General features: G+C 56.1%; 13 protein-coding genes. 10 read left to right on the plus strand and 3 right to left on the minus strand.

Going from position 1 to position 18,677, the window contains the following annotated elements:
• The first annotated feature begins 165 nt into the window (after positions 1–165).
• The 3 genes from AWB64_RS17910 (at position 166) to AWB64_RS17920 (ending at position 3,388) form a co-directional block, all read left to right on the plus strand.
• A complete protein-coding gene (locus AWB64_RS17910) occupies positions 166–879 on the plus strand; it encodes an SDR family oxidoreductase (protein ID WP_060856785.1) in 714 nt (237 codons plus the stop codon).
• A 157-nt stretch (positions 880–1,036) separates the two neighbouring features.
• Complete coding sequence (locus AWB64_RS17915) at positions 1,037–1,441, plus strand: heme-binding protein (protein ID WP_060856786.1); 405 nt, start codon at positions 1,037–1,039, stop codon at positions 1,439–1,441.
• A 63-nt stretch (positions 1,442–1,504) separates the two neighbouring features.
• A complete protein-coding gene (locus AWB64_RS17920; protein ID WP_082850531.1) occupies positions 1,505–3,388 on the plus strand; it encodes a malate synthase G in 1,884 nt (627 codons plus the stop codon).
• Here the strand turns inward: AWB64_RS17920 and AWB64_RS17925 are convergent.
• A protein-coding gene (locus AWB64_RS17925) for an IS3 family transposase (RefSeq protein WP_099050561.1) occupies positions 3,385–4,559 on the minus strand; the annotation gives its coding sequence in 2 pieces (ribosomal slippage) (positions 3,385–4,286 and positions 4,286–4,559; 1,176 coding nt in all). The two genes, AWB64_RS17920 and AWB64_RS17925, sit on opposite strands and share 4 nt — an antisense overlap.
• Before the next feature lie 47 nt (positions 4,560–4,606).
• Positions 4,607–5,893 (minus strand): chloride channel protein, encoded by a 1,287-nt coding sequence (locus AWB64_RS17935; protein ID WP_060856788.1) that lies wholly within the window; start codon positions 5,891–5,893, stop codon positions 4,607–4,609.
• 280 nt (positions 5,894–6,173) lie between these two features.
• Between AWB64_RS17935 and AWB64_RS17940 the strand changes: the two genes are divergently transcribed.
• The 5 genes from AWB64_RS17940 (at position 6,174) to AWB64_RS17960 (ending at position 13,673) form a co-directional block, all read left to right on the plus strand.
• The gene (locus AWB64_RS17940) at positions 6,174–7,082 is read left to right on the plus strand and encodes an AraC family transcriptional regulator (protein ID WP_060856789.1); all 909 of its coding nucleotides are present in this window, start codon (positions 6,174–6,176) and stop codon (positions 7,080–7,082) included.
• 120 nt (positions 7,083–7,202) lie between these two features.
• Positions 7,203–8,135 carry a fumarylacetoacetate hydrolase family protein gene (locus AWB64_RS17945; protein ID WP_060856790.1) on the plus strand — a complete coding sequence of 311 codons (933 nt, stop codon included), beginning with the start codon at positions 7,203–7,205 and terminating at the stop codon, positions 8,133–8,135.
• 11 nt (positions 8,136–8,146) lie between these two features.
• Positions 8,147–8,974, plus strand: coding sequence for an N-acyl homoserine lactonase family protein (locus AWB64_RS17950; protein WP_082850532.1), 828 nt, complete (start codon positions 8,147–8,149; stop codon positions 8,972–8,974).
• A 2,331-nt stretch (positions 8,975–11,305) separates the two neighbouring features.
• Positions 11,306–12,328, plus strand: a complete 1,023-nt coding sequence (locus tag AWB64_RS17955) for a glycosyltransferase family protein (RefSeq protein WP_060856791.1) — start codon at positions 11,306–11,308, stop codon at positions 12,326–12,328.
• Positions 12,329–12,713: 385 nt separating this feature from the next.
• Positions 12,714–13,673 carry a DUF6566 family protein gene (locus AWB64_RS17960; RefSeq protein ID WP_060856792.1) on the plus strand — a complete coding sequence of 320 codons (960 nt, stop codon included), beginning with the start codon at positions 12,714–12,716 and terminating at the stop codon, positions 13,671–13,673.
• Between the two features lie 80 nt (positions 13,674–13,753).
• Here the strand turns inward: AWB64_RS17960 and AWB64_RS17965 are convergent, their stop codons facing one another.
• Positions 13,754–15,259, minus strand: coding sequence for a mannose-1-phosphate guanylyltransferase/mannose-6-phosphate isomerase (locus AWB64_RS17965; RefSeq protein ID WP_060856793.1), 1,506 nt, complete (start codon positions 15,257–15,259; stop codon positions 13,754–13,756).
• 468 nt (positions 15,260–15,727) lie between these two features.
• Between AWB64_RS17965 and AWB64_RS17975 the strand changes: the two genes are divergently transcribed.
• Together AWB64_RS17975 and AWB64_RS17980 are read left to right on the plus strand one after the other, a co-directional pair.
• Positions 15,728–17,098, plus strand: coding sequence for an undecaprenyl-phosphate glucose phosphotransferase (locus AWB64_RS17975; protein WP_060856795.1), 1,371 nt, complete (start codon positions 15,728–15,730; stop codon positions 17,096–17,098).
• Positions 17,099–17,149: 51 nt separating this feature from the next.
• A complete protein-coding gene (locus AWB64_RS17980; RefSeq protein WP_060856796.1) occupies positions 17,150–18,541 on the plus strand; it encodes a UDP-glucose dehydrogenase family protein in 1,392 nt (463 codons plus the stop codon).
• Positions 18,542–18,677: the final 136 nt, after the last annotated feature.

The following is an 18,677-nucleotide window of genomic DNA, read 5'->3' on the forward strand; positions in this document are numbered from 1 at the left end:
GATGATTGTTAGCGTCACTAAGCATCGTTTTCACCACACTGATTTGGTGCGTCACAGACTAACCAATCGTGAGTGCAGCCTAATCTAGTTGGGGCTGTTCGTTCATCGCTAACAGGGCGATATCTACTAATCAATACCATAATCAACAACCCAAAGACGACGCTCATGGAAAATCTTGCAGAAAAAAGAGTTTTAATTGTTGGAGGCAGTTCCGGAATCGGGGCTGCGTCAGCTCGGGCGTTTGCGGCTCGCGGTGCTCTCATAACCATCGCATCACGTAACCAAAGCAAGTTGGACTTTGCCGCTAACGAAATCGGAGGCGATATCGTCACTGCAATTCTTGATACAACGGACGAGACTTCTATTGAGAGTTTCTTTGCCAACGCGAACTCTTTCGACCACATCGTTGTATCGGCCGCCGAGACGGCGAGCGGGCCTATAGGGCAACTCGTCCTTGCTGAGGCCTATGCGTCGATGAACAGTAAATTCTGGGGTGCTTACCGAATCGCGAAAGCAGCCAAAATAACCGACGGTGGCTCTTTGACGCTCGTTTCCGGATTTCTTAGCATCCGGCCGAGCAAGAGTTCCGTATTGCAAGGTGCTATTAATGCGGCGCTAGAGGCCTTGGCGCGTGGCTTGGCGCTTGAGCTTTCTCCCGTCAGGGTGAATACCGTTTCTCCAGGACTCGTCGCTACGTCGTTATGGTCAAAGCTCAACAACGAAGCACGTCAGGCGATGTTCGAAGCCGCGGCCGCGCGCTTGCCCGCTCGGTGCGTCGGTCAGCCTGAAGACGTAGCGAACGCTGTTGTCTACTTGGCCACAACGCCGTATGCAACCGGTTCCACTGTTGTCGTCGATGGTGGAGGGTCGATCGCTTGAGCGATGCCTCTTATTGTGGCTGGAGGGTCGACCGGTAATTGGCCACGACATTATGAACGGCACACCTCAGATCACCGTCGGCAACGTGACCTTCGAATTAAGTCGCTAATTTGTTAACAAGCTCGCCAGGGCTAGCACAACGTTGGAGCACCCTTACATGCAAAATAAGCCCATTCTCGGCTTCGCTGAAGTTACCGCCATTCTCGAAGCCGCTCGCGTCGAAGCAGAGCATTACAAGTGGCCAGTCTCGATTGTTGCGGTTGACGATGGCGGACATCCGCTCGGCCTGGTGCGTCTAGACGGTTGTTCGCCGATCGGCGCATACATCGCGACGGAAAAAGCCCGCACCGCCGCACTCGGACGACGCGAGACTGTTAGCTACGAGGACATGGTAAACGCGGGGCGCAGTGCGTTTCTGAGCGCACCCATCGTGACCTCGCTCGCGGGCGGCGTTCCGGTGATAGTGAGTGGTCACGTCGTTGGCGCAGTGGGTGTATCGGGGGTTAAGCCGGAACAGGACGCACAGGTAGCTAAGGTAGGCGCGCGGGCAATCGAAGGTTAAAAGACCAAATTAATGAAGCGAAAACTTAGGTAATGAATTCGACTGAAACGGAGCAATTACGTCATGAGTCAAATGATCAAACGCAACGGCCTCCGAATAGCGGCCGTCTTTAACCAGTTCGTCGAGGAGGAGGCATTGCCCGGCACAGGTGTCTCAAGCGAACATTTTTGGACCGGCTTGGCCGCTCTCGTGCACGATCTCGGTCCCAAGAACCGCGCGCTGCTTGGCGAGCGCGATAGGCTTCAGGACGAGGTGGACACGTGGCACGGTTCCAACCCGGGTCCGTTGCGTGACCTAGTAGCATATCGGGCGTTTCTCGAGAGGATCGGCTATCTTGTCCCGGCCACGCCCGTCGTCAAAGTGTGTACTACAAACATCGACACGGAGATCGCTGAGCAAGCCGGCCCGCAACTGGTCGTGCCGCTGTCAAACGTGCGCTACGCGCTCAATGCTGCAAACGCGCGCTGGGGCAGCCTATACGATGCCCTATACGGAACCGACGCGATATCCGACACCGGCGGTGCCGAGCGTACCAAAGTTTTTAATCCTACTCGCGGCGCGATGGTGATCGCCCGCGCCCGAGCGTTTCTTGACGAAGCCGCGCCGCTTTCGAATGGCTCGCACACTGACGCCAGGCTCTACGCCGTCGAAGACGGCAATCTTTTAGTTACACTTACCTCGGGCATAAGCAGCCTGAAAAGTCCCGATCAGTTTGTCGGCTTTCAAGGCGAGGCGGGCGCACCATCTGCCATCTTACTCAAGCATCATGGCCTGCACTTTGAGATACAGATTGACGCCACTGATCCCGTCGGCAGGACCGATTTGGCGCACGTCAAGGACGTGCTCATGGAAGCTGCCGTGTCGACCATTATCGACTGCGAGGATTCGGTTGCGGCCGTCGATGCCGCCGATAAGGTACGGCTTTATCGGAATTGGACAGGCCTGATGAAGGGGAATCTCACCGAAGATGTGACGAAAGACGGGAAGTCCTTCACGAGGCGCCTTAGCCCAGACCGCGAATATCAAAGACCGGACGGCAGTATCGTCAAATTGCATGGCCGCTCGCTCCTGTTTGTGCGTAACGTTGGTCATTTGATGACTAATCCAACGATCATTGATCGCGATGGACATGAGATTCCTGAGGGCATGCTTGACGCGGTAATGACTACGCTTGGCGCGATGAACGACCTGATAAACAAGCGCAACTCGCGCACAGGCTCGATTTACATCGTCAAGCCCAAGATGCATGGGCCCGCCGAAGTAGCGTTTGCGTCGGAACTGTTTGGGCGCGTCGAAGCGCTGCTTGGCTTGCCGGGGAACACCATCAAGATGGGCATTATGGACGAAGAAAGGCGTACCAGCGTCAACTTGCTCGCGTGCATTGGCGCGGCCGCGGCGCGGGTCGCGTTTATAAACACAGGCTTCCTTGACCGGACCGGCGACGAAATGCACACCGCTATGCGCGCTGGCCCGATGATACGCAAGGGCGACATGAAATCGTCGAAATGGATCGCAGCATACGAGCGTAATAATGTGCTGGCAGGCCTAAGCGCAGGCCTACGAGGGCGGGCGCAGATCGGCAAGGGCATGTGGGCAATGCCCGACTTGATGCGCGCGATGCTGGAACAAAAGATCGAACACCCGAAGGCAGGCGCAAACACCGCATGGGTACCCTCGCCAACCGCTGCAACGCTACATGCGCTGCACTATCACATGGTCGATGTGCGAGCCGTGCAACGGGCGATGGAAAAGACGTCCTACGAGAGTATTCGTGACGAACTGCTTGATGACTTGCTCGCCATTCCGGTTGTTGAAAAATCCGACTGGTCTGCCGACCAAATTCAAAGTGAGCTGGATAACAATGCGCAGGGCATCCTTGGTTACGTCGTGCGTTGGGTTGATCAAGGTATTGAGGTCGGTCGGAATCCGTGGACGCCAACGGGTTAAGCAGCGATTTTACTCAAATAGAATCGCTGCGTGAAAGCGGCCGGCGACAGATAGTCCAAACGCGCCTGGGTGCGCTGCCGGTTATAAAAGATCTCGATGTATTCCGTGATTTCTTTCTGCGCCTGATTGCGGGTCACGAACTTGCGATGATAGACGAGTTCATTTTTCAGCGAACCCCAGAAGGATTCAATCGGTGCGTTGTCGAAGCAATTTCCTCGTCGGCTCATTGAGGCCTGCATGCCGAACTGTTTGAGGAGCTTCTGATAGGCGTGAGCGCAGTATTGACTGCCGCGATCCGTGTGCTGTATCAGACCGGCCGGTGGTCGGTGTGACGCGACAGCCCGAAACAGTGCCTGCATGACCAGCTGTTTTGTCATGCGCTCGCTCATCGCGTAGCCGACTACCTCTCCGCTAAACAGGTCCTTGAGGCCGGCAAGATACAGCCATCCCTCATCAGTCGCGATATAAGTGATGTCGCCACACCAGACCTGATTCGGCCCGCTCACCTTGAAATCCTGGTTCAACAGGTTCGGTGCAACTGGCAGGTTGTGCGTGGAATTGGTCGTCGCCTTGAACTTGCGCTTTTGCTTGCATCGCAGGCCGAGCTTCGCCCGCAAACGCTTGATGCGGTGAACACCAATCTGGACACCGTGGTTCGCCAGATCCTTCTGTAGCCGTTCCGGGCCGAAGGTTTGTCGGGTACGCTCGTGAGCTGCGCGCACCTGCGCTTCGAGTTGAAGCTCCTGCTCAGCGTGCAGCGACAGCGGCCGTGTGCGCCAGGCATAGTAGCCGCTGATGGACACGCCCAGGAACCGGCACATCGGCGGCACCGGGTAATGCTGTCGCATCTGTTCGATAACGCCGTACTTCACCGCGACTCCTTCGCGAAGTACGTCGCAAACTTTTTTAACAGATCGCGCTCCATCTTCACTTCTGCCAACTCTCGCTTGAGCCGCCCCAGCTCTGCCTCGATCTCTGTCGGTGGTTTCTGGTTTTGCCCAACGTTCTCCAGCTTGCCGTCCTTTGCCGCGCGAACCCAGTTCGCCAACGTCTTCATCGAAATAGACAGTCGACGCGCCGCTTCGGACACGCTAACGCCGTCAGTCATTGCCAGCTTTACTGCCTCTTCACGAAATTCCTTCGTGTACACGGCTTTGGGGATTCGGTTCATCAATGCCTCCATTCCTCAATTCTACGGAATGTTGGCGTCCACTTTTTTCAGCCGACCTCATAAAGTGCAGGAGCGAAAAACTTCGACACTTGGCTTGAGATCAATGCTGTTGCCATAAGGGAGATCACGAGCGCGTGTCCGTTTATCATCTCGATGACAATGACGAAAGCGGTAATCGGGCTTTGTGTGACCGCCGCGAGATAACCTACCATGCCCAGTGCGATGAGCATTGGGAGTTGCATGTCGCCGAATAAGAGATGCAATGCATTGCCAATACCAGCGCCGATTGCTAACGAAGGCGCAAATAGGCCACCCGGCACGCCAGGCAAATACGATCCGATCATTGAAAGCATTTTAAGAAAAGGATAGGTCACCCCGAGCTGTGCGTGACCTTCGAGCATATCGCGCGCCTCTACATAACCGCTGCCGAAGGTGTGGTCGCTTGAGAGAACGCCGATCACCGCGATGATTAGTCCGCAAGCGGCTCCGAAGGCGACCGGTCGACGAGCGCGCCAGCGCACAACTGATGCGGGTAACCATCGATGCGTGTTAAGTAGAAGCCAGCAGAAAACGCCTCCTGCTACGCCGCACAGTACGCCAATTAGCAAGACCGCGACGGCGAGCAAGTGGGGGAACTGTCCGCTGACATCGATGGTGCCGAAGTAAATGTAATTGCCTTGCAATCCGAGAGAGACGATCCCGGCAAAAATGATTGCGGTGATCAGCACGCCGCTCGTGCGTTGCTCAAAGCTTCGAGTCAATTCCTCAATCGCAAAGACTACACCGGCAAGCGGCGCGTTGAACGCTGCCGAGAGGCCCGCAGCTGCTCCGGCGAGCGCCAGCCTGCGTTCCAGTTCAAAACCCCGAATTGCGCGAAATCGTGCTGGATAAAAGCGCTTTAGGCTATACATGAGCGAAGCCCCCACATGAATAGTGGGACCTTCACGTCCAATGGTGAACCCGCCGAGGATGGAAAGGAATGACACTGCAACCTTGCCGATTAGGATCCTAAAGCTGAGCAGACGGGGCGCAAGCGCTCCGTCATCGTGAAGTGTTGCGATGACTTGGGGAATGCCGCTTCCCTCGGCACCCGCGAAATAGCGACGAGTTAGCCAGACTCCTATCGCACCAATGACTGGCGTGATAAGGAGTGGAAGCCACCAATCACGCGAAACATAATGAAGAAAAATCTTGTACCCGAAATCAATCAGTCGCGCGTAGAGAACCGCGACTAGCCCAGTTGCGATAGCACCCAGCCAAAAGACGCCGTAATGCAACCACAATCTCCGCGCACGCTGGATCGTTCGTTTATCAATGAATTTCTGGATTGGCATGTACTCGTCGCTGACAACGTTAGCGTTCGAAACATAGCATAGTGTGCCATATCCGACACAACAGAACGGGCATAAATAACCGGCTGGTATTTGCGGAAGCATTACTGGCCTTGTTTTGTTGATTTGCATCCAAATCTGACCCCCCGTGGGTCAGGATTCCGTGCAAACCAACAACCGGTGATAGAAAAGGCTTCGGGCCAGCCAGCGGTAGAATGCTGCAACCGAAAACAGTGAGACGCAACGAACGGAACAGGTGGCCGTTGAACATCTGGAGATTGACATGGAAAATCTTGACCTGACCGACAGCCCGTCGAGCCGCAAACCCGTCAACAATATCGCGCGGTACTGGTGTTGCGAGGTCTTAGGCGAGCTGGACTTTCTCTCGGGTCGCTTCAACAGCCAGCGCTATAGCCAGCACTGGCACGAAGGACCGACTATTGGCGTCATCACGCGGGGAACGAAGCGCTTCTCATGCCGCGGCCAGACGCATGAACTGTCGACCGGCTCGTGGATGCTGATCAACCCCGACGAAGTCCACAAGGGTGAAGCGGTTGACAGCAATGGATGGAGCCAGCGCCTGATCTATCCCGCTGTCGACTGGATACTGCGTCTGTGCGATGAACTCGAGGTCCATGCGCCGCGGGTTATCGCACCTCGTTTTGCCCGCGCAACAGCGTTCGACGCAGAGACGAGCGATCGCTTCGTGCAGGCTCATCGAGCGGCTGAACTGATGCACTACGAAGGCACGATCTCGCAGATCGAAGCGGAGGCGTCGATGCTTTACGCGATGCAATCGGTGTTGTCGCGTTACTTGTTATCGAAAGCGATTACGGACACCCCTCATCCCGCCGATACCACGTTTGATCGCTTACAACCCGCCCTCGATCTGATCGATAGTAATCTGGCCGCCGACCTGAGTCTTGACGCGCTGGCCGGCTCTATCGGCGTGGGGCGCTTTCATTTCCTGCGCATGTTCAGGGCGGCCGTGGGCGTCGCGCCTCATGCGTACGTATTGCATAGCCGCGTCGCGCGGGCGAAGCAACTTCTCGACGGCGGCATGAGCGCCAGTGCCGCCGCACTCGATGTCGGCTTCTTCGATCAAAGCCATTTTTCCAACGCGTTTCGCAATGCCTATGGAACGACGCCGACGAGTTATCTCGCAAGACATCGCGGCGTTTCAACGGACTGATGTCAATATCTTGCAAGACGCCGCCGCAAGGTCGCGATAGGCTTGTATCGAACCGGCGCTGCCTATGCCTGCGATAGGTGTGCGATGCGCCGGCAACATTCGAATACAAGGAGAACTTGCATGAGTGCATCGAAACATCATCGCTATGACGTTGCCGACATTGAGATGCGGCTTGCCAACTTGCGTACTGCATCGGGATACGCGCTGGGCATGGAGATGCTGCAAGGCATGGTCAATATCACGGCGAGTGCGACTGCACTGGGACTTCCCGCGCCGCGCGATATTGACGATCTGCTGCAAAATGAACGCGCGGTGGAAGTCCGCACCGTCATCGATGCGCTGGCCGACAGTCCAGGCTCTGCGCATATCGTATCCGCACAAGACGTGCGCTTCGCGCCGCTCGTCACGCGGCCGGAAAAGATTCTCTGCGTGGGGTTTAACTATCGGGAGCACGCAGCGGAAACGAACACGCCGATTCCCCAGAAGCCGCCGTTGTTCGCCAAGTTCGCGAACGCGCTGAATCACCATGAAGGCGTAGTGGCGCTTCCCGTGAATGCCGATGACCGCTTCGACTATGAGACGGAACTCGTGATTGTCATAGGCCGGGCCTGCGCGAAGGTGTCGGTCGACGATGCGCTCGATTACGTCGCCGGCTATGCAACGGGTAACGACATCAGCGCGCGAAGCCTTCAAACGGTGACGACGCAATTCACGGCAGGCAAGGCGTCCGATGGATTCGCGCCCATTGGACCGTGGCTGGTGCCGGCGGGACAGATCGCGGATCCACAGGAGCTTACGCTGCGAACGTTCGTCAACGGTGAAAAGCGCCAGGACTGGAGCACCGCCGACATGATCTTCAACTGCCGGCAGGTGATCAGTTACGCGGCCAGTTTCATGACGCTGAAAGCCGGCGATGTCATCTTCACTGGCACGCCGCAAGGCGTTATCTTCGGCGAAAAAATACCGGCTGAACAAAGGCGATGGCTGCGCGCGGGTGATGAAGTCGTCTCGTCTATAGAACGACTCGGCGACCTGCGCGTCAGGCTTGCCTGAAGGAGCATACGATGACAAACGAACTGACTGAGGGTGACGCTCAAGGCGTCGCTAAGCGCACGCCTACCGGCACAGTCGACCGCATGACGGTGCTCAATGGTGGCGAAGCGCATGTATCCGATATCTCTCAATGGTCGCCCGGCGTGAACGTCGGACAGCCTGCGGTGTTCAGTAACAATGCATACCTGATCCAGCATGGCGCGGACTTGATGCTCTGGGACACGGGCCTCGACGATTCCATGATCGACATTCCCGGCGGCAGGGTCATGGCGCACGACGTACGCGGTATTGTTAAGAAAACGCTTGCCTCGCAGCTTGAAGAGATGGGCATATCGCCAGAGCAGGTCACGCATATTGCGTTCTCTCACGCGCACTTTGATCACGTGGGCAACAGCCGATACTTCTCCGGCGCGACGTGGCATGTGCAGCGGTTCGAATACGACGCCATGTTCGGCACTAATACGACTCAACTCGGTTTCCTCCCCGAGCTCTACGAGACGATGCGTAATAATCCGGTCAACATGCTCGGCGGGCATCACGACGTTTTCGGAGATGGCGCCGTGGTCGTTCACGCGACACCTGGACATACGCCCGGCCATCAGTCACTGCTCGTGCGCCTGCCGGATCGAGGACCGGTGGTGTTGAGCGGGGATGTCGCGCATTTTCATCAGAACTTTTGTTGCCGTCGCGTTCCGCTTTTCAACTTCGACAAGCCTCGCTCTGTCGATTCAATGAACTATGTAGACGCACTCGTCGCGCGCGAACAGGCCGAGCTCTGGATCAATCATGACAAGGCGCAATCGGAGACGATTCCCCATGCGCCGCAATGGATCAAGTAGCTTCAAATTGGCCGAGCAATCGCGGGGCACTTAGATTCGTGTTGATTCCGTCAGTCGGGCTACGTTAAGAGTGATCTGACCGGACACAACGGCTATTTTACTGTCGAAGACCGTGCGAGGATGCTTGTCCATTACGCATTGCTCACTGGCGAGGAGGCCGTGATCGGCCACTTTGTCGAAGCAAGCGATGGAATGCCTTGGTAAGTATCCGATAGCAGCACGGTGAAGGTCCGCTTCTGGGTTTGAAGATACTTACCGCAGATCCCTTTCCGGGCTCGCAGCAACGACCGTTTCGTCTGCCGCTTCGGTCGTGCGACGAAGGCAGCCACTACCTCAGTAGTTAGCCGATGAGCCTCCTTCGACTCGGGTACGTTCAGTGACCGTTTTCGGGGTGTTACCGACGCTCGAAAGTCCAACCGCGTCATCAAGTGAACTTCGCTTCCTGCCCACGATGTGTCGAGCTTCGAAATTACTTTCTCGCAGGCTTTGATCTGCTCCGTTTATAATGGGGATGTTTTTTATGTCTCCCGGGCCGCGATGTTCTCTGCGCCGGCGACGCTAGATGCACATGTTGAGATGTGCGTCCATGACGCTCAGTTGTTACCAAATATCTGCAGGCAAGACCATGCCCGACGAGTGTTTTTTTTTTGGTCAGGCGTTGGTCTGCAGGGCAACGAACCTATGTACGACCTACAGGGCTCGTCAAGAAACAGTCCGCATTGTGATCCGACTTGATTTCGCAATCCTTCAGGGCGGCGAAACGCTCAGACGAAGGTGCCCCGATCGGATCCGGGTCGAATTGGCGATTTTAAGGGTGTTCGGCGACACTACGGTGCGGAGATGCTAACTAACAACTCACCCGGCCATGTGCTGCGCTTGTTCGCCCGACATGGCGTCGGCGCTGAAGCGCGGCACGTGCTGTGCGGCGAGCCCCCGGCTGATCGGTAACCCGCGCTCATGTTGAGCTCGACACGCTTGGCACTCACCCGGATCGGACTGTGAATCTCGCTATGCGATATGGTCTGTTTGTCTCGGTCGATCCCAAACATGCTTCCGCGCACGTTAAGGGCAGTGGCAAGGCAAACAAACTCACTGGTTTCGATAACCTCTTGCTTTTCTCGAGAAGCGAATTCGCTCGATACATCTCCTAAGGTGAGGCAACGGTAAAAGCGCTTAGAACTTCCGTCGTGCTGTTTGCGCATCAGGGTCGCTTTCTGGACTGAATGTTGTGAGACGGGTTACGACGCCTTTCGGCAAGCGACCGATCCAACTAGTCGTAGCAGTCCCCGGTACACGCCAACGCAGCGATCAGCAGTCTCGTAGTACAGAAATGCGGCGGATTATGACGTGCCGCCGCAGGACAAGGGCTCTATCGAGGTCAGCGAGTAGCTGTGAAATGACTTTCAAAGTCGGAGTTGTGCGGGGGCAAGTCTCGAATCGCTTTTTGAATAACTGTATTTGTTGCTTGCTATCAAAGACGCCCGAATTGCTGCCGATTTTATAGCTGTGGCTAGCATCAACACACATTCGTAAGTGAGAATGCAAGCTCGATCGTTGATTAAGCTTCTGCTTTGTGTTCGCCTGAGCGATAAAACCTTGCAAATTCCAAAGAATAGATTACCGCAAATTCATAGAATTTTTAATCCACCGATTCCCCAATGACCGTTGGAAGTAAACTGTTTTGACTGACCTCGTGAACGACTTAAACGTGATTGCGATGAGACGCATGCTGTCGTCTGTGTAACTGAGTGGTTACTTCCTTCTAAGCCTGGTCGTTCCGTAAAGCCACTGGCTATTTATTTTTGCAATCGCGTGTAGAGGTGCAGGGACTATTGTTGAACGCTTTTAAACTTCGGTTTAGACCGAGCCGTTGGCTTATGCTGATCTTGAAACTCCTACTATTCTCTTGTATTTTATAGCGTGTCTTAGTCGTCGGGTAAAGCGGTCAAGAACGACGAACTGACAAGGGAGGTGTCAATACTGTGCTGAATCGAAATCTACTCATTTGAATCGTCGCGCAGGCGTGGCGGCCTCCGGGTTAACTACTGCTGATCACCAGAAAAAGCTGTCCTCATGATGTTGTCGCTGTAAACAGGCCGGTTAAAGTTGCAAACTTGCTTGATACATAGAGCTCTACGTGGTGTCGAGTAACACTCAGTTTTTGATTGCGTCAGACCGTGCAGGAACTTCTCCCAACTGTGACACTTGCGGCGTAGTATTATGCAGCTTAAATGATGCTTTCCGGTAAGAGTTACGTTCTAATGTTAAGAGCTTGACTATTTGAGCCAGCAGTTTTTCTGATTTTTTCACAACTAGACTGGATTATCTGAGATGCCACTTGACGATGTTTCCGCAATTAGTAATTTGGGGTCTTTGCTTTCACTTGATGGCAAAATTGTGGCGCCTTACGATCTCGAATTTTCGAATGGACCGATGACCGGCTACCGGGCGCTCGGACTTTCAAATGGAGTTTTCAACGCGGCGCTGGCTGCGTTCAGACTTGATTATGCGTTTATATCGCAGGTAATAGTAATAAATGGCATGGGAGTGACGCTTGGGGATTCTATTGTCGGAATAACCGCGCTTCTCGCGATTAAGGCGAATTTTCCGAATATTTCCTTTAAGATTTTTCGGCCGCGACATACGGCCAAATTTGTAAAGCAGCTTTATGAACTTGCTTCGCCGTTATTAGGCACTATTGTCGACTTGCCCGTTAAACTCTACCCGCTGGCGCAAGGGGAGTTACGCATCGATATCGGTAACCATTTGTTTTGGCCGAAATTCGCCGAATTGCCGATGATCGATTTTTTTATTGATGCAATGGGTATAACGCCCCAATCAATTTCTGCCGAACGTAAGCGCAACCAATGGCTCAAGGGCATAAGCCTACCGAACACGCAAGTAATCAACGGCGAATATGTGCTGCTGTGTCCCACCGCTAGCACTCCGGTACGGAGTATTCCGGTGTCGCAGCGCGCGCGTCTAGCTGAAGCGCTGTGGCAACACTTCAGGCTCCCTGTGGCGGGGTTTGGCGCGATCGACCACGCCCATTACATTGATCTAACGCCACGTTCACCCGACACGGCGCATTTCATCGCTTGGATAAAGGGCGCGCGTTACGTGGTCACGCCCGACACAGCCGCGCTGCACATAGCTGCCGGATTCGACATTCCCACTACAGCGTTTTTCACCACAATCGCGCCGGATTTGCGTGTGCGCGACTACCCGCATTGTCATTCGATAGATCTATCGCTTCCGCAATTAGCAGGTATCCATGCAAGCAATCGGACGAAAGATATAGAACTGATCGAGCGTGCATATAACGCGCTGAGTGCAGATCGTTTTTTTATGTAACTACTTAACATTTGTTAAGTGCATACCTCAAAACTTCGACGTAAAGTCGGAATAAATTACCTATAATTGTAAGAATTAAAAATGATATAGGTCGCTGAAAATCTACTGCTTTGTCATATTCGGGCAAACCATTAGGATGGTATGCTTCCTGCACGTATTCTTCATACCCTATGACAAAGGGTGGATCGTGCGCCGCAATGAACCGGTTTTGCACCACGGCGCAGATTGAAAGCCTTTTCGCATGCACCAATTTGTTGTTTTTAGCAAACGTTTGCGAACACTTCGAATTTCTTGATTCAGCGTGGTGCGAGTGATTTTCACCTAATTTCACTCCTTACGCTCGGTTCAACATTCGCAGCGCGGTCCGACTGCATGGAGCAACCCAATGTTTTTCGACGAACTCAGCAATGAAGAGTGGGCGCTGATTGCGCCGCTTGTGGCCGAAGGCGAAATCCGTGAACATCGTCGGGGACGGCCGCGCGCGCATCCGCGCACTATCGTGAACGCGGTGCTGTGGATTCTCACGACTGGCGACACATGGTCGAAGCTTCCCAGTCACTATCCAACCGTGCCGACCTGCCGCCGGCGTTTCAACGACTGGCAAATGGATGGCACGCTGATTGAAATGGTGACGCGGCTCGCTGCACGCGGCCGGTCGTTCGCCATCGTTCCAACCGTGCCGGTGGAAGCGCCGCAGCGCCAGGCGCAAACCGCATATGAATGCGATCGCCTTCGCGGCGTGTTCTGGCAGAACCCGGAGTCGTGGGGCGCTGGCGACGGCCGCGGTGCGAACGCGGTGGATGCACTGTTCGCCGCCGTGCCGCGCCGCTTGCCGGAAGCGCACGACATCGCGCGCGCCAATGCGCCCGTGCCGCTGTCCGCCAGTCGAAAGGCAATGATCATGAACGTGCCGCGAGCGGCGTATTACGACGCTTCGCGCAGCGTGGGACGTCCGCTTGACCCCGTACCCATGGCTTTCGAACCGGACTGCACCCCGGTTCACGACGGTCACGGCTACACCATCTATGCCATCGCGCGTCCCGTCGCGGGCAGCATGTTTCGCGGCTGGGCCGAGATCGTCAAGGATGGGCGGCGCGTGGAGCGTTCAGGTCTGATAGGACCGCGATACGGCATCGCCGAGGAAGCGGCGGCTTACGCGCTCGATTGGTCGCGTAGATGGATCGCGTCGCAGTCCACACGAATCACGCATCCGGGGCAGGCCGACTCGGACGATGTGCAACTTGCCACGCCTGAAACGGCGTCCGCCGAGGCTTTGAATCATGTGCCGCAAGGCGAACGCGCCACACCGGTTGAAGTCCGGAGCTTGGCCGACGTGCAGGGATAGATCGTCACGCGTTGGCAATAATGAAGAAGTAATACGTCACGCCATGCGGCGCGCTGAAATCGCGCACCGCATGGCGCTCTTTATTGCCGGCCGTATTTATCGTCGAAACGGACGATATCGTCCTCGCCCAGATACGTGCCCGACTGCACTTCAATGATCTCGAGCGGCATCTTTCCCGGATTCTCCAGTCGATGTTGCACGCCAATCGGAATATAGATGGACTCGTTCTCGGCGAGAATGAACTCTTCCTTGCCACGCGTCACGAGCGCCGTGCCACGCACCACGACCCAATGTTCCGCGCGGTGATGATGCATTTGCAGCGACAACCGCGCGCCCGGTTTCACCACAATGCGTTTTACCTGAAAACGCTCGCCGTTATCGACGGAATCGTAATGGCCCCACGGCCGGTGCACCTTGCGGTGATCCGCCGCTTCCTTGCCTTGCTCCGCCTTGATGCGCCCGACTATGGCCTTCACGTCCTGCACGCACGCCTTGTCCGCGACGAGAATGGCATCCGCGGTTTCAACGATCACCAGGTTGTGCGTTCCCACGCAGGCAATCAGGCGTCCTTCGGAATGCGCATAGGTCGATGTGGAACCCTGGAACATCACGCGGCCGCGCGCGACGTTTTCCTCGCTGTCTTTCGGCAGAATCTTCCAGATTGCGTCCCATGAACCGACGTCGGACCAGCCCGCGTTAAGCGGTACAACGGCGCCCGCGCAGATGCTTTGATCGGCAGCAAGTTGTTCCATCACCGCGTAGTCGATGGAATCCGAAGGCGAAGCCGCGAACGCGTCCTTGTCGAGACGGAAGAACTCGCCGTCGCGCGTGCCGGCGTCGCAGGCGGCGCGGCAGGCGGCGTGAATGGCCGGCTGGAAGTGCTCGATGGCTTTGAGCCACACGGATGCACGCACGATAAAAATCCCCGCATTCCACCAGTATTCGCCCGAGCTCACATACTGGCGCGCAAGTTCGAGATGCGGTTTTTCCACGAACTTTTCGAGCGGCCATGCGCCCGAACCAAGCATCTGTTGCCCAACCTTGATATACCCGTATCCCGTGTCCGCATGCGTCGGCACAATGCACATCGTGACGATCGCTCCGTCTTCCGCGCATTTAGCCCCCGCGCCGATTGCCTTGTGAAATGCTTCGCTATCCGTAACAACGTGATCCGCAGGCATGACAACGAGGATGGCGTCGCCGCCAGCGGACAGCGCGTGCATGGCGGCGACGGTCAGCGCAGGCGCGGTGTTGCGCGCGACCGGTTCGAGCAGGAGGTCCGCCTTGGCGGCGGCGGAGCGCAACTGATCGGCGGTCGTGAAGCGATGATCCTCGCCGCACACGATGATCGCATTGTCGACGCGCGCCGTGCCGTATGTCAGGCCGTCCAGCCTTTGCGCCGTCGATTGCAACAGCGACTGGTCGCCGATCAGGCCGATCAACTGTTTCGGAAAATGCTCGCGCGACATGGGCCACAGGCGGGTTCCCGCGCCACCGGCCAGGATGACCGGCTGGATTCTCAGCCTGGTTTCCAATGCGGCAGGCGTGTGCGGAGCGCTGACAAGGGTTGTATCGATGGCGGTCATGAAGGGGTGACTCCTTGAGCTTGAACGGGTATTGCAATTTTTAGCACGTAGTTAATAGGCGATAAATCAAAAAACCAGAAAATAATCGATAACCATATGCAAACCGGTAAGAGCGTCATTAAACGTAACCGGACCGGGGAGATGAATTTTTTTCTTACGCTTCGAGAATTTTTTCTCGAAAAATAATTGCTGGATGACTTGCTGAAAGCCTTTCTGAACAAGCCTTCCGGCGGTCCTCGGCAACGACAAAAAATCCTCTTGCCCTCATGGCTTACGACGCTCAACGCGCAATTCAATCCCTCTCGTGACAAAAATAAATCGGTTAAAAACTGGAATTAATTCGCGCATTATTTTGCGGTTGCAGCATGAATTTAATTCCAGCCTTATACGGGTATGTACCAAGGCGTGTGGCGAACCATTTGGCGAAGCCGTGCCACCGCCCTGGGATTTCCACCCGAGGTGTCCAACATGTTGAGCGTGCTTTCGAGAATGATCGACATAGCGATGGTCGCGCTGGGCGCGTGGCTCGCCGCGTCGCTGCACGCGGGAAATGCGGTATGGCTGGATGACATGCAAAGCACGCTGCTTGCATTCAATTGCGTGCTGGTGATCATGACGTTCCCGTCGTTCGGAATCTATAAGTCATGGCGCGGCAAGCCCGTCTACGACCTCCTGTTACGCGTGACGGTAGCGTGGCTGATGGTGGAGGGCGCGGGCGTCCTGCTGACCTTCAGCGTACACCGTGCGGATTTGTTGTCGCGTTTGTGGTTGCTTTACTGGGGCGTGGCCGCTGCCGCGCTGCTCATGATTTCGAAGGCGGCCGTGCACGCCACGCTCAAGTCGCTGCGGCGTGAAGGCTTCAACCAGAAGGCGGTCGCCATTGTGGGCGCGGCGCCCTACGGACAGTTCCTGATCGAGCAGATGCGCAGCCGACCAGAAGCGGGTTTCCGCCCGGTGTACGTATTTGACGAGGCTCTTGCTGAAGAAACCCTTGCGGGCGTGCCGGTCAGCCGCGATCTGGCCGACCTCACGCAACTGGTTCGCCGCCGCGCGATTCGTGAGCTATGGCTTGCCTTGCCGATTTCGCAGGAACGGACCATTCACAAACTCGTCGCCGAGTTCCGCGATGACTTCGTGAACATCCGCTTTATCCCCGACGTGCGCAGCCTGTCGTTCTTCAATCACGCCGTGGTGGATTTGCTTGGTGTGCCGGCGATCAATCTGGCGGCGTCGCCGATTACGGATTTGAAGGTGCTGCCCAAGCGCGTCTTTGACCGGATGTTTGCAGCAGTCGTGCTGCTGAGTCTCGCGCCTCTGATGATCGTGCTCGCGGTGGCCGTGAAGCTGTCGTCGCCGGGGCCGGTTTTCTTCAAGCAAAAACGCAAGGGCATAGACGGTAACGAGTTCGAGATCTACAAGTTCCGCTCCATGCGCGTTCACAAGGAAACGGCGGGGCACGTGACGCAGGCAAAGAAGGGCGACAAACGCGTGACGCGCGTGGGCGCATTCCTGCGGCGTACGAGCCTCGACGAACTGCCGCAGTTCATCAACGTGCTGCGCGGCGAGATGTCGGTCGTCGGACCGCGCCCGCATGCGCTCGAACACGACGACATCTACAAGGACCTCGTGAAGGGCTACATGTACCGGTATCGCATCAAACCCGGCATTACCGGATGGGCGCAAGTGAACGGTTTTCGCGGTGAGACCGACCGCATTGAAAAGATGATGGGGCGCGTGAAACTCGATCTGTACTACATGCAGCACTGGACCTTCGGACTCGACATGAAGATTGTCGCGATGACTTTGTGGAAGGGTTTCGCCGGTGCGAACGCTTATTAAAACAATCAACCAAGAACGCTTGAACAACTTGCCAACCCTGGAGCGCGTGCTATGAAACTCACCATCATTGGAAGCGGCTATGTAGGCCTCGTGACGGGCGCGTGCCTCGCCGATATTGGCAACGACGTCTTCTGTCTCGACCTCGACGAACGCAAGATCGCGATCCTCAACGGTGGCGGCGTGCCGATCCATGAACCGGGCTTGCAGGAAGTCATCGCACGTAATCGCGCAGCGGGACGCCTGACGTTTTCCACCGATGTAAAAGCCGCGGTCGAGCACGGCGAAGTGCTGTTCATTGCAGTGGGTACGCCCTCGGACGAAGACGGCTCCGCCGACCTGAAGTACGTGCTCGCGGCGGCGCGCGACATTGGCCGCTACATGAATAACTTCAAGGTGATCGTCGATAAATCCACGGTGCCGGTCGGCACGGCGCGCCGCGTGAAGGCGGCGATCGATCAGGAACTCGCCGAGCGCGGCGAATCGCACATGTTCTCGGTTGTATCGAATCCGGAATTCCTGAAGGAAGGCGCGGCTATCGACGACTTCACGCGGCCCGATCGCATTGTGCTGGGTTGCGACGACGACGTCCCGGGCGAACGCGCGCGCGAACGCATGAAGCGCCTGTATTCGCCGTTCAACCGCAATCACGAACGCACGCTTTACATGGATGTGCGCTCGGCCGAGTTCACCAAGTACGCAGCGAACGCGATGCTTGCCACGCGGATCTCGTTCATGAACGAACTTGCGAATTTCGCTGATCGCGTGGGCGCGGATATTGAAGCGGTGCGCCGGGGTATTGGCTCTGATCCGCGCATTGGCTACGACTTCCTGTATGCGGGATGCGGTTATGGCGGCTCGTGTTTTCCGAAGGACGTGCGCTCGCTGATTCAGACGGCGGGCGAATACGACGAGCAGATGGAAATTCTGAAGGCTGTGACATCGGTGAACGAGGCTCAAAAACAAACCCTCGCGAACAAGATCGTCGCGCGTCTTGGCAATGACCTGAGCGGCAAGAAATTTGCGCTGTGGGGCCTCGCATTCAAGCCGAATACCGACGACATGCGCGACGCCCCGAGCCGCATATTGATTGCGGCATTGCTGGAACGCGGCGCGACGATCAGCGCCTATGATCCGGTTGCGACCGATGAAGCGCAGCGTGTCATTGCGCTCGATCTTCGCGATACACCCGAGCAGCTCTCACGCTTGAGCTATGCAAAAGACCACGCCGAAACGCTCGACGGCGCGGACGCATTGATCATCGTGACGGAGTGGAAGGCGTTCAAGAGCCCGGACTTCGACGGCATGAAACGCCGTCTGAAAACACCGCTCATTTTCGATGGCCGCAATCTTTACGAGCCAGAAACCATGGCCGAAATCGGTATCGAATATCACGCGATCGGGCGGGGTGTGCGGCAAGCGGCCAAGTCGCCGGTCACCGCATAAACCCATCAAACCCCTTAAAACGCAGCATAAAAAACATTCTGGAGCAAAGCGCGATGACCGGTTCAAGGACCCGGCGTTCGCGCCATGCGCCGCTTTATTGGACACACTCACGGTCTCGTTCAAGGACACCGCTCAC

The organism is Caballeronia sordidicola, from assembly GCF_001544455.2.
Taxonomy (GTDB): Bacteria; Pseudomonadota; Gammaproteobacteria; order Burkholderiales; family Burkholderiaceae; genus Caballeronia; species Caballeronia sordidicola.

What these genes read in the sequence shown, in the direction of transcription:
- AWB64_RS17910 (WP_060856785.1), top strand. Translation starts at nt 166, where the DNA reads ATGGAAAATCTTGCAGAAAAAAGAGTTTTAATTGTTGGAGGCAGTTCC.
- AWB64_RS17915 (WP_060856786.1), top strand. Translation starts at nt 1,037, where the DNA reads ATGCAAAATAAGCCCATTCTCGGCTTCGCTGAAGTTACCGCCATTCTC.
- AWB64_RS17920 (WP_082850531.1), top strand. Translation starts at nt 1,505, where the DNA reads ATGAGTCAAATGATCAAACGCAACGGCCTCCGAATAGCGGCCGTCTTT.
- AWB64_RS17935 (WP_060856788.1), bottom strand. Translation starts at nt 5,893, where the DNA reads ATGCCAATCCAGAAATTCATTGATAAACGAACGATCCAGCGTGCGCGG.
- AWB64_RS17940 (WP_060856789.1), top strand. Translation starts at nt 6,174, where the DNA reads ATGGAAAATCTTGACCTGACCGACAGCCCGTCGAGCCGCAAACCCGTC.
- AWB64_RS17945 (WP_060856790.1), top strand. Translation starts at nt 7,203, where the DNA reads ATGAGTGCATCGAAACATCATCGCTATGACGTTGCCGACATTGAGATG.
- AWB64_RS17950 (WP_082850532.1), top strand. Translation starts at nt 8,147, where the DNA reads ATGACAAACGAACTGACTGAGGGTGACGCTCAAGGCGTCGCTAAGCGC.
- AWB64_RS17955 (WP_060856791.1), top strand. Translation starts at nt 11,306, where the DNA reads ATGCCACTTGACGATGTTTCCGCAATTAGTAATTTGGGGTCTTTGCTT.
- AWB64_RS17960 (WP_060856792.1), top strand. Translation starts at nt 12,714, where the DNA reads ATGTTTTTCGACGAACTCAGCAATGAAGAGTGGGCGCTGATTGCGCCG.
- AWB64_RS17965 (WP_060856793.1), bottom strand. Translation starts at nt 15,259, where the DNA reads ATGACCGCCATCGATACAACCCTTGTCAGCGCTCCGCACACGCCTGCC.
- AWB64_RS17975 (WP_060856795.1), top strand. Translation starts at nt 15,728, where the DNA reads ATGTTGAGCGTGCTTTCGAGAATGATCGACATAGCGATGGTCGCGCTG.
- AWB64_RS17980 (WP_060856796.1), top strand. Translation starts at nt 17,150, where the DNA reads ATGAAACTCACCATCATTGGAAGCGGCTATGTAGGCCTCGTGACGGGC.